Raw genomic sequence first — 262 nt, 5'->3', positions numbered from 1 at the left:
ATTGAAGAGCTGCACAAAGCCGAGTTATACCATAAAGTCAGTCAGGCGTTTGCCGTGTTCCTGCCGGTGAAATCAGTAGGGGTTATGGGTGATGCCCGTAAGTACGACTGGGTAGTATCACTGCGTGCAGTAGAAACTATCGACTTTATGACTGCGCACTGGGCGCACTTGCCATATGATTTACTGGGCAAGGTATCTAACCGCATTATCAATGAAATCAATGGTATTTCCCGCGTCGTTTACGATATCAGCGGTAAACCAC

At 47.3% G+C, this 262-nt stretch carries 1 protein-coding gene; it reads left to right on the top strand.

What is annotated here, in order from left to right; all coding sequences use genetic code 11:
• Positions 1-262, top strand: a 262-nt coding sequence (locus R0J87_RS21685) for a GMP synthase (glutamine-hydrolyzing) (protein ID WP_498888889.1), incomplete at both ends; no start/stop codon positions are given.

It is taken from the genome of Halomonas sp. SIMBA_159, from assembly GCF_046536035.1.
In the GTDB taxonomy this organism is placed as follows: domain Bacteria; phylum Pseudomonadota; class Gammaproteobacteria; order Pseudomonadales; family Halomonadaceae; genus Vreelandella; species Vreelandella venusta_A.
This window is presented reverse-complemented; position numbering and strand designations above follow the sequence as displayed.